Source organism: Sphaerisporangium sp. NPDC004334, from assembly GCF_053602655.1.
In genome coordinates this window covers 76,895-86,332 of sequence record NZ_JBSGDZ010000036.1, presented here as the reverse complement: position 1 = coordinate 86,332, position 9,438 = coordinate 76,895, and the positions used below count along the sequence as shown (strand labels likewise).

The following is a 9,438-nucleotide window of genomic DNA, read 5'->3' as shown; positions in this document are numbered from 1 at the left end:
GTGTTCGAGGGCGGCGCGGTCACCCAGACCGTGGTGGAGATGCAGCGGGGCCTGCTGCTGATCATGTCGATCAGCGACGGGTCCTGCCTGGCCGTGCTGGCGGCGGCCGACTGCGACATGGGCCTGGTCGCTTATCAGATGACGTTGCTGGTGGAGCGTGCCGGTCAGGTGCTGACCCCGGCCGTGCGTGCCGAGCTGCAGGCGTCTCAACCCAGGTGAGGGGCCGATGACAGGAGGACGCTGTGGCACGCCGCGGCTGGACAGATGACGGCGATCCGCTGAGCGGCGGATCGCCGTACCCGCCCATCGAGGACGTCCGCCGGTTCTCCGGCGCGGCGGCCCCGCTTCCCAACCCCGAACCGGTGGAACGCAGTTCCCTGGTCCGGCCGTACGCGGTGACCGGGGGCCGTACCGCCCCCCGGACCTCGCTCGCCATGGAGGCGCTCGTCTCCTCCTCCACATCGTCACATCAAGATCTGTCGACTCTCACTCCGGAGAAGCAGGCGATCAGTACGCTGTGCCGTCAGGTGCGGTCGGTCGCCGAGATCGCCGCGATGCTGCGCATGCCCCTCGGCGTGGCCCGCGTCGTGATCGCCGACATGGCGGCAGAGGGCCTGGTCCAGGTGCACCACCCGCAGCTGGAGACGGGTAAGCCGGACCTCAACTTGCTTGAAAGGGTTCTCAGTGGACTTCGCAGGCTCTAGCCGCGGCCCGGCGCTGACGTCGACGAAGATCGTCGTCGCGGGCGGGTTCGGTGTCGGCAAGACGACCTTCGTCGGGGCGGTGTCGGAGATCGTGCCCCTCACCACCGAGGCCGTGATGACCGACGCCAGCGCGGGCATCGACGACCTGGGGCTGACGCCGCACAAGACCACGACGACCGTCGCCATGGACTTCGGGCGCGTCTCCCTGGACCAGGACCTCATTCTGTACCTGTTCGGCACGCCGGGTCAGCACCGGTTCTGGTTCATGTGGGACGACCTGGTGCGCGGCGCCATCGGCGCGGTCGTGCTGGTCGACACCCGCCGTCTGGCCGACTGCTTCCCGGCGATCGACTACTTCGAAGAGGCCGGGCTGCCGTTCGTGGTGGGCGTCAACGGCTGGGACGGGCACTACCCGCACGCCGACGAGGAGGTGCGCGAGGCGCTCACGCTCGCCCCGCACATCCCCATGGTGCGCACCGACGCCCGCTCACGCGACTCGGTCAAGGGCACCCTCATCGCGCTGGTGGAGCACGCCCTGACGATGCGGGTGGCCGTTCCCGGCTGGGGAGGCCGCTGAACCGGCCGGGCCGCCCGGGCGCGTCCCGGCCGCGCCGCCGTCACGGCGGTGGCGCGTCCTGTACGGGCGATCGTCGCACCGGCCGGCGGAACGTGAGAAGGGGGACGCGGTCCCGGTGAGCCGGGCCGCGTCCCCCTTCCATGTGCGCCTCTAGGCGTCCGCGTGCCGGCCCCCGGCCCCCATGGCGTGGTCCTTGCCGCGCACCAGCCGCCCGACCTCGGCGCGCAGGTGCACGAACGCCGGAAGCTCCCGGGTCGCGATCTGGTCGCGCGGGAACGGCAGGTCCACGCTCAGCTCGCCGGCCACCCGCGCCGGCGACTTGCCGAGCACGACGACGCGGTCCCCGACGTACACGCTCTCGTCGATGTCGTGGGTGATCAGCAGGATGGTCATGCGGTGGTCCTCGCGGACCCGCAGCACCAGGTCCTCCAGGTCCTCGCGGGTCTGGGCGTCCACCGAGCCGAAGGGCTCGTCCATGAGCATCAGCGCGGGACGGTAGGCGATCGCCCGGGCGATCGCCACGCGCTGCTGCATGCCGCCGGACAGCTCCCATGGGTACTTGCCCGACGCGCCCGGCAGACCCACGGCGTCCAGGGCCTCCGCCGCGGCCGCCCGGCGCGCCGCGCGGTCCTTGCCGCGCCGGCGCAGCGGCAGGGCGACGTTGTCCCCGACCGACATCCAGGGGAACAGCGACCGGCTGTAGTCCTGGAAGACGACGGCCAGGTCACCGGGGGTGTCCGCGATCTCGGTGTCGCGGATGCGGATGTGGCCCTCGGTGGGCTTGATCAGTCCGGCGATGGAGCGCAGCAGGGTCGACTTGCCGCAGCCGGAGGGTCCGACGACGCTGACCAGCTCGCCCTCGGAGACCTTCAGGTCGATCCCTCCAAGGGCCTGGTGGGCCTTCGGGCCTTCGCCGTACGTGTGACGCAGGTTGACGACATCGAGCACGATGGTTCCTCAGGTTGTCTGCCGGGCACGCCGGTGCCAGGAAAGGACGCGGCGCTCGATCATGATGAAGGACGCGTTCAGCGTGTAACCGAGGATGCCGAGCAGGACCACGCCTCCCCACATCCCTGGCAGGTCGAAGCTCTGCTGCTTGTACAGGATCAGAAATCCGATGCCGTTGACCGCGCCGACGAGCTCGGAGACCACCATGAGGATCACGGCGATCGACAGGCTCACCCTCATCCCGGCGAAGATCTTGGGAGCCGCCGCGGGCAGGATGATGCGGAAGAACCGCTGTGCCCGGGTCAGCCCGAACACCTTGGCGGTGTCGGCGTGGACGCCGTCCAGGTAGCGGGCCCCGTCCACGCTGTTGATCAGGATGGGCCAGATCACCGTGTAGACGATCGTGGCCAGCTGCATCGGCGTGCCGATCTTGAAGATGATGATGAACAGCGGGATCAGCGCGGGCGGGGGAGTGGCCCTGGCGAACTCCACGATCGGGTTGATGTAGTCGTACAGGGCGGAGGACCGGCCAAGGGCGATGCCCAGGGTGATCCCGACGACGCAGGCGAGGATCCATCCGGCGAACAGCCTGCCGAGGCTCGGGCCGAAGTTCGCGACCGCCTCCTCGGTGAGGAACAGGTGGCTCGCGGGCCCGGAGAACCACAGGTCGTACATGCGCACGACGATCGCCGACGGCGGCGGGAAGTAGAACGACTCGGCCTGCCGGGTGGCCAGCTCCCAGGCGGCGATCGCCACCGGGATCAGCCAGACCCGGGTCAGCGCCGTGGCCAGCGAGAGCCGCAGGCTCCCGGAGCGGGAGGAGGGGGAGGGGCCGGTGGAGCCCCGCAGATCCTCGGGGACCGTCGTGACGCTCATGTGGCGCCTCCAGACTTCACCACGTGCCATCGGAACGCCCAGCCGTGCACCTTGACCAGCAGTGCGTTCGCCAGGAGCCCGAGCGTTCCGGTCCAGACCGTGGCCGCGAGCACCAGGTCGGTGCGGAAGCCGGACTGGGCGCGGATCATGTAGGTGCCGATGCCGTCCACCCCTCCGGCCAGCAGCTCGGCGCTGACGGTGACGATCAGGCCGATGGAGGCGGCGACGCGCACACCGGTGAGCACGAACGGCGCCGCGCTGGGCAGCGAGACCCGTGCCAGGACGGCGAGCCTGCCGAACCCGAAGCTGCGCAAGGTCTCCTTGGCGACCGGGTCGACGTCCCGCAGGCCGTACATGGTGTTGATGAGGATGGGCCAGATGGCGCCGTACACGACGATCGTCATCTTGGTGCCGTGGTCCCAGGCCATCAGCAGCGTGACCAGCGGCAGCAGGACGACCGACGGGATCGGGCGCATGAACTCGACCAGCGGCCGCACCGCGAGCTCGACCTTGGGAAGGCTTCCGAGCAGCAGGCCGAGGGGGGTGCCGAGCAGCACGGCCACGAGCAGTCCACCGCCCCAGACCTCCAGGGTGCCGCTCAGGTAGGACAGGAACTCAGGGTCGACGATGAGCCGGCCGGCGGCCGGAAGCACCGTGGAGATCCGTGGGAGGAGGGCGGGGTCGACCAGTCCTGACCGCCCCACCAGCTCCGCGACGACCAGAAGGCCCGCGACGCCGATGGCGCCGCGGACCGCTCGTGCTCGGATCATTGAGGCAGCGGCACCAGGAGCGGGGCGGCCTCCATCTTGCCCTTGAGGAAGCCGTACTCCAGCATCAGGTCCGGGACCCGCTGGATGCGCGTGGCGTTCAGCGAGGTCGGGAAGACGCCGAGCTTCATGACCGCGGCGACGTCCGGCTTGATCTGGGTGTAGTCGGGCAGCACGGCCTCGACCGCCTTGCGGTCGGACGCGGCGACCTGCTGTCCCTTGAGGATCGCGCGCTGGAAGGCGGCCATGGTCTTCGGGTACTTCTTGGTCCACTCGGCGGTGGCGGCCCAGCCGGCGATCGGGAAGTCCGCCATGGCGCCGGTCATGGTGTCGGCGATCACCCTGGCGCCGTTCTCGCGCTGGATGTTGGACAGGAAGGGCTCGGGCAGCCAGGCGGCGTCGATCTCACCGGAGATGAGCTTGGCCGGCATCTCGGGGAAGGCCAGGGGAACCCACTGGACGCTCTTGTTCGGGTCGAGCCCCGCGGTCTTCAGCGTGGCGCCGACCGCGAGCTGGCCGACGCTGTTGAGGGAGGCGATGGAGACCCGCTTGCCGTCGAGGTCCTTGACCGAGGTGATCTTGGAGTCCTTCGGTACGACCAGGTCGATGACGTCCGGGCCTGCCTGGTAGGCGTCCGCTACCACGCGCCAGTCGCCGGCCTTGGCCTCCTGGGTGGCGAAGATGGAGAAGTAGGCGAGGGCCGCGACGTCCAGGCTGCCGTTGATCAGCCGGGGCAGGGTGGCCGCGGTGCTGGGAGTGATCTCCGTCTTGACCGTCAGCCCTTCCTCTTTGAAGAAACCCTTCTTCTGGGCGATGTAGAGAGCGGAGTGGTCGGCGATCGCCGAGGTCGAGACGTTGATGGTCGTCTTCTCCAGCCCGCTGCCGTTCGCCGGCGCCGCGGAGGATTTCGGCTCGTTGCTCCCGCATGCCGCGAGCGCCAGGCTGGCCAGTAGTCCGACGACGAAGGTACGACCCCTAAGGCTTCTCATTGAGGTGTCCTTTTAGTTGTGGGGGAAGAGTGCCTAGCCCGCCTCTGGGGAAGGCAAAGGTGGCACGGCGAGCGTGAAGCCTAGCGGAGGAAGATCTGCGGTCACACGAAAGCGTGCCCTATGTGGAGGAAGTTGTAGCAAAATCCGCTTTAGTGTGAAATATTGCGATATGTCTGTTTTTGTGACTTTGGAACGGTGTAGACGGCGATGTATGAGCGTGACACGGGTCCGGAGGCGCGGCCGGGGCAGTGATCTCGCACGGCCCCTTTGGCGAGGATCCGTCCGGGCCGAATAATGCTTTGGACCGTTCTAATTACCCATAGCTATTGGTCGACCTCGTAGGCTTATGCTCCAATTGCCCCTTGACTTGCCACGTGTAACACGCGCGTGGCCTTCCCCCCATGAAGCAGACCAGCTGGCGAGAGGTTGCGACCAGTGAGGACAGCAACAATCGAGAGCGGTCGCCGTACCACGCCGGACGCAGCCCAACCGCCTTCGGATCCGGGTGCGCCCACCGACCAAGGAACCAAACCCGAACGGTCGATGGCTCTGCGTAACTGGCGGGTGCGAACCCGTCTCATCGCGCTCATCCTGGTGCCCACCACGGTGGCCGTCCTGCTCGGTGGACTCCGAGTGGCCACCTCCATCCAGAGCGCCACTGAATATGAACGCGTACGGACCGTCGCCGAGTTCGTCACGACTCTGAGCGACCTTGTCCACCAGCTCGACCTCGAACGCGACCTCACCAGCAGGTTCGTCGCCAACGGTCGCCGCGGGACGCAGGCACGCCTGCTCATCCGCGAACAGCAGAGCGACGTCGACGTCGCCGTGCAAAGAGTGCTCGACCGCAAGTCGACGGTGCAGCAGGCCCTGGGCGAGGTCGGCAAGCAGGAGTTCTCCCGCGTCCTCGACCGCCTGTCGGAACTGCACACGCTGCGCGACATCGCGGTGAGCTCCCAGCTCCCGCCCCTTCCAAGCCTTCAGAAGTACGACCTCGTCATCGACGACCTGCTCGCGGTGTTCGACGAGACGGCGCGAGGCAGCACCAACGAAACGCTGGGCTCCAGCGCCGCCGCCTTCGCGGCGTTGTCGCGATCCGCCGAGCAGGCGTCCAGGCAGCGAGGGCTGATGCTGACGGCGCTCGTGGTCCGCGCCTTCGACAAGAACACGCTCAGCGCCTTCCAGACCGCCAAGTCCCAGCAGGCGAGCGAGCTCAACTCCTTCCTCTTCCTCGCCACGCCGTCCCAGCGCCAGGCGTACTCCGACACGGTCAGCGGCCGGCAGATCGACCTCGCCGCCGCCATGGTGGACCGCGCCCTGTTCATCACCCAGTCCGGCGCCGTCCGGTCACAGACGGGAGGCCCGCCGCAACCCGGATCCGCCACGCTCGACCTCATCGACGGCGGAAACGACGTGCAGGCCTGGTTCGACGCCGCGAGCGACGGCCTGAACCGCATGCACGAGGCCCAGCGGACGCTGGGACGTTCCATCGTCGACCAGGCCGCCGATCTGGCGCGCGCCGACCAGAGCCAGGCCGCCGTCAACATCGGCGTCGTGGCCCTGCTGCTCATCCTGGTGCTGGTCATCACCACCGTCATGGCGCGGTCGCTGGTCAGCCCGCTGCGCCAGCTCCGCCGCGAGGCCCTGGAGATCGCCGGCCGCCGCCTGCCCGAGATGGTGCAGAAACTGCGCGAGTCGGAGGGCAACTCCGGCCCGCCCGACGTGCGCCCGATCGGCGTCGGCTCCACCGACGAGGTCGGTGAGGTGGCCCGGGCCTTCGACGAGGTCCACCGCGAGGCGATCAGGCTGGCGAGCGACGAGGCGCAGCTGCGGAGCAACGTCAGCGCCATGTTCGTCAACCTCTCCCGGCGCACGCAGACCCTCGTGGAACGGCAGATCACCCTGATCGACGGCCTCGAGCAGGGCGAGCAGGACGACAAGCGCCTCGGCGACCTGTTCCGCCTGGACCACCTGGCGACCCGCATGCGCCGCAACAGTGAGAACCTCCTGGTCCTCGCCGGCCAGGAACCCGCCCGCCGCTGGAGCCAGCCGGTGGCGCTCCTCGACGTCACCCGGGCCTCGCTGTCGGAGGTCGAGAACTACGAGCGCGTCGCCATGAACGTCCCGGGCGGCGTCTCCATCGTCGGCCAGGCCGTCAACGACGTCATCCACCTGCTGGCCGAGCTGGTCGAGAACGCCATCTCCTTCTCGCCGCGCGAGACCAGGGTCAGCGTCACCGGCAACCGCATCGACGGCGGCGGCGTGATGATCTCCATCACCGACGCCGGCATCGGCATGACCGACGAGGAGCTCGCCCAGACCAACTGGCGGCTGGCCAACCCGCCGGTCGTCGACGTCTCGGTCTCCCGCCGCATGGGCCTGTTCGTGGTCGGCCGCCTCGCGCTGCGCAACGGCATCCGCGTGCAGCTACGGCGGCACGACACCGGCGGCCTGACCGCCATGGTGCTGCTGCCGGAGTCCCTGATGGGATCTCCCACGCATCTCGGCGGCGCCCCGGGCGCGCATTCCGGGGCGCAGGCCCCGGCCTGGTCCGCGATGGGAGGGCAGCCCGCGGGGCAGGGCATGTTCGGCGCGACCCCGCAGACCAGCGGCGCGTTCGACGTGCCGGCGGGCGCCGGCGCCTTCGGCGGCTCGTTCGCCGACGCGGGGGCCTTCGGCGGCCCCAACGGCGCCGGCCCCATGGGCCCGACCACGGGCGGCGGCTTCGGCGGCCCGAGCACCGGCCCCGGCTCTTTCGGCGGCCCGGCGACCGGCTCCGGCGGGTACTCCGGACCCCCCACCGGATCGGGTGGTTTCTACGGCCCCGGATCCGGCGGCTTCGGCGGCCCTCCCACGGGCGGCGGCTACGGCGGACCGCCGAGCGGCCCGAGCTCCTTCGGCGGCCCGGCCACCGGCGGCGGCTACGGCGGCCCGGCCTCGGACGCCTTCACCCGCGGTCCCGCCCCCGACGCCTTCGGCACCCGTAACGGCCCGCCTTCGGACGCCTTCGGCACCCGTAACGGCCCGCCCTCGGACGCCTTCGGCGCCCCCACCGGCGGGCAGGGGAGCTTCGGCCCGTCGGCCTTCGGCGGTCCCCCCACCGGGCCCGGGTCCTTCGGCGGCCCGGCGACGGGAGCGGGGTCCTTCGGCGGCCCGGCGGCCGGAGCGGGCTCCTTCGGCCCGCCCACGGGACCGGGTTCCTTCGGCGGCCCGCCCACCGGGCCGGGCGCGCGAGGCGGCGAGGCGGGCGAACTGCCAGGGCGCCTGCGCCCGCGCCGCTACGACTCCTCCGACCTCGACGCCGTCACCGGTCCCCTGCCCGCCGTGCACACCTCGCCCATGGAGCAGGAAGAGGAGTTCTTGCCGATCTTCGCTTCCGTCGAGTCGGCCTGGTTCCGCAGGGTGGACAGCGAGCAGGAGAAGGACAAGGATCTCCCGGGATGGCAGCAGATCCCCGCCGACGCCGGCTGGCAGGCGGCGGCCGTCGTCCAGGAACCGGTGCGAGACGGCACCACGGCCGCGGGCCTGCCCAAGCGCGTGCCCAAGGCCAACCTCGTCCCGGGGTCGGCGGGCACGCAGGAGGCCGCCGCGTCGCCGCCACCCGCCATGCCGGCGCTCTCACCCGACCGGGCGCGCAGCCGCCTGTCGAGCTTCCAGCAGGGCATCCGGCAGGGCCGGGCGGTCGCCCGCGGTGAGCTGAGCGAGGACGAGGTGGCGTACAACGCCGAGCTGCGGCGCATTCAGGGCGACAAGGAGGACAAGTGAGAGAGCTGAGCCAGGCCGCCCGCGGAGTCAACTGGTTGATCACCGACTTCGTCCGGGGGGTCCCGGGAGTGGCGCACACGGTGGTGGTCTCCTCGGACGGCCTGCCACTGGCCTACTCGGAGGGGTTCCCCAAGGACCGGGCCGACCAGCTCGCGGCGGTGGCCGCGGGTCTGATCAGCCTGACCCAGGGCGCCTCCCGGGTGTTCGAGGGCGGCGCGGTCACCCAGACCGTGGTGGAGATGCAGCGGGGCCTGCTGCTGATCATGTCGATCAGCGACGGGTCCTGCCTGGCCGTACTGGCCGCTCCTGACTGCGACATGGGTCTGGTGGCCTACCAGATGACGCTGATGGTCGAGCGCGCTGGGCAGGTGCTGACGCCGGCCGTGCGCGCCGAGCTTCAGGCGTCGTCCCCGCGGTGACCTCCATGGGCGGCCCGGGCTGGGAGGACGGGTTACGACGCTACCAACAGGAGCCGTCGTCGCCGGTCCGGCCTTTCACGGTCACCGGCGGCAGGACGACGCCGCGGACGCACTTGGCCATGGAGACGCTGGTACATTCCACGATTCCGCCATACCAAGATATTTCCGGCTTGATCCCGGAGTACCAGGCGATCAACACGCTGTGCCGCCAGGTGCGCTCCGTGGCCGAGATCTCCGCGCTTCTGCGGGTCCCGCTGGGCGTGGCCCGCGTGCTGATCTCCGACATGGCCGCGGAAAACCTCGTCCAGCTGCACCAGCCGCAGCTCGACGCCGGCAAGCCGGATCTCAACTTGCTCGAAAGGGTTCTCAGTGGACTTCGCAGGCTCTAGCCGT

Annotated in this window: 10 protein-coding genes; 6 read left to right on the top strand and 4 right to left on the bottom strand. The window is 70.1% G+C overall.

The genetic code is table 11. The annotated features are described in order from the left end of the window. The 3 genes from ACWEN6_RS35275 to ACWEN6_RS35265 form a co-directional block, all read left to right on the top strand. The coding region (locus tag ACWEN6_RS35275; RefSeq protein WP_452576371.1) for a roadblock/LC7 domain-containing protein at positions 1-219 on the top strand (219 nt) is incomplete at its 5' end. Positions 220-242: 23 nt separating this feature from the next. Beyond that, the gene (locus ACWEN6_RS35270) at positions 243-704 is read left to right on the top strand and encodes a DUF742 domain-containing protein (protein WP_380826844.1); all 462 of its coding nucleotides are present in this window, start codon (positions 243-245) and stop codon (positions 702-704) included. 13 nt (positions 705-717) lie between these two features. After that, on the top strand, positions 718-1,281 hold the full coding sequence (locus ACWEN6_RS35265) for a GTP-binding protein (RefSeq protein ID WP_354842388.1): 564 nt from the start codon (positions 718-720) through the stop codon (positions 1,279-1,281). A gap of 150 nt (positions 1,282-1,431) precedes the next feature. On the opposite strand, the gene ACWEN6_RS35260 is transcribed toward ACWEN6_RS35265, so the two are convergent. From ACWEN6_RS35260 to ACWEN6_RS35245, 4 genes are read right to left on the bottom strand one after another with little or no spacing between them, the layout of a single operon-like run. Beyond that, positions 1,432-2,229: an ABC transporter ATP-binding protein gene (locus tag ACWEN6_RS35260; RefSeq protein ID WP_452576370.1), complete on the bottom strand. Its 798-nt coding sequence runs from the start codon at positions 2,227-2,229 to the stop codon at positions 1,432-1,434. 9 nt (positions 2,230-2,238) lie between these two features. Further along, the gene (locus tag ACWEN6_RS35255; protein WP_354928781.1) at positions 2,239-3,105 is read right to left on the bottom strand and encodes an ABC transporter permease; all 867 of its coding nucleotides are present in this window, start codon (positions 3,103-3,105) and stop codon (positions 2,239-2,241) included. Then, positions 3,102-3,875, bottom strand: coding sequence for an ABC transporter permease (locus tag ACWEN6_RS35250; RefSeq protein WP_354928784.1), 774 nt, complete (start codon positions 3,873-3,875; stop codon positions 3,102-3,104). The genes ACWEN6_RS35255 and ACWEN6_RS35250 overlap by 4 nt, the downstream gene beginning before the upstream one ends. After that, positions 3,872-4,861 carry an ABC transporter substrate-binding protein gene (locus tag ACWEN6_RS35245; protein ID WP_354928787.1) on the bottom strand — a complete coding sequence of 330 codons (990 nt, stop codon included), beginning with the start codon at positions 4,859-4,861 and terminating at the stop codon, positions 3,872-3,874. The genes ACWEN6_RS35250 and ACWEN6_RS35245 overlap by 4 nt, the downstream gene beginning before the upstream one ends. Before the next feature lie 543 nt (positions 4,862-5,404). On the opposite strand from ACWEN6_RS35245, the gene ACWEN6_RS35240 reads away from it, so the two are divergent. Genes ACWEN6_RS35240 through ACWEN6_RS35230 form a run of 3 tightly spaced genes read left to right on the top strand, consistent with a single transcriptional unit; the run spans position 5,405 to position 9,434 of the window. Continuing rightward, positions 5,405-8,626: a nitrate- and nitrite sensing domain-containing protein gene (locus tag ACWEN6_RS35240; RefSeq protein WP_452576369.1), complete on the top strand. Its 3,222-nt coding sequence runs from the start codon at positions 5,405-5,407 to the stop codon at positions 8,624-8,626. Then, the gene (locus ACWEN6_RS35235; protein ID WP_248960559.1) at positions 8,623-9,045 is read left to right on the top strand and encodes a roadblock/LC7 domain-containing protein; all 423 of its coding nucleotides are present in this window, start codon (positions 8,623-8,625) and stop codon (positions 9,043-9,045) included. Before ACWEN6_RS35240 ends, ACWEN6_RS35235 begins: the two co-directional genes overlap by 4 nt. Before the next feature lie 5 nt (positions 9,046-9,050). Next, positions 9,051-9,434: a DUF742 domain-containing protein gene (locus tag ACWEN6_RS35230; protein ID WP_354842392.1), complete on the top strand. Its 384-nt coding sequence runs from the start codon at positions 9,051-9,053 to the stop codon at positions 9,432-9,434. The last annotated feature ends 4 nt before the right edge of the window (positions 9,435-9,438 follow it).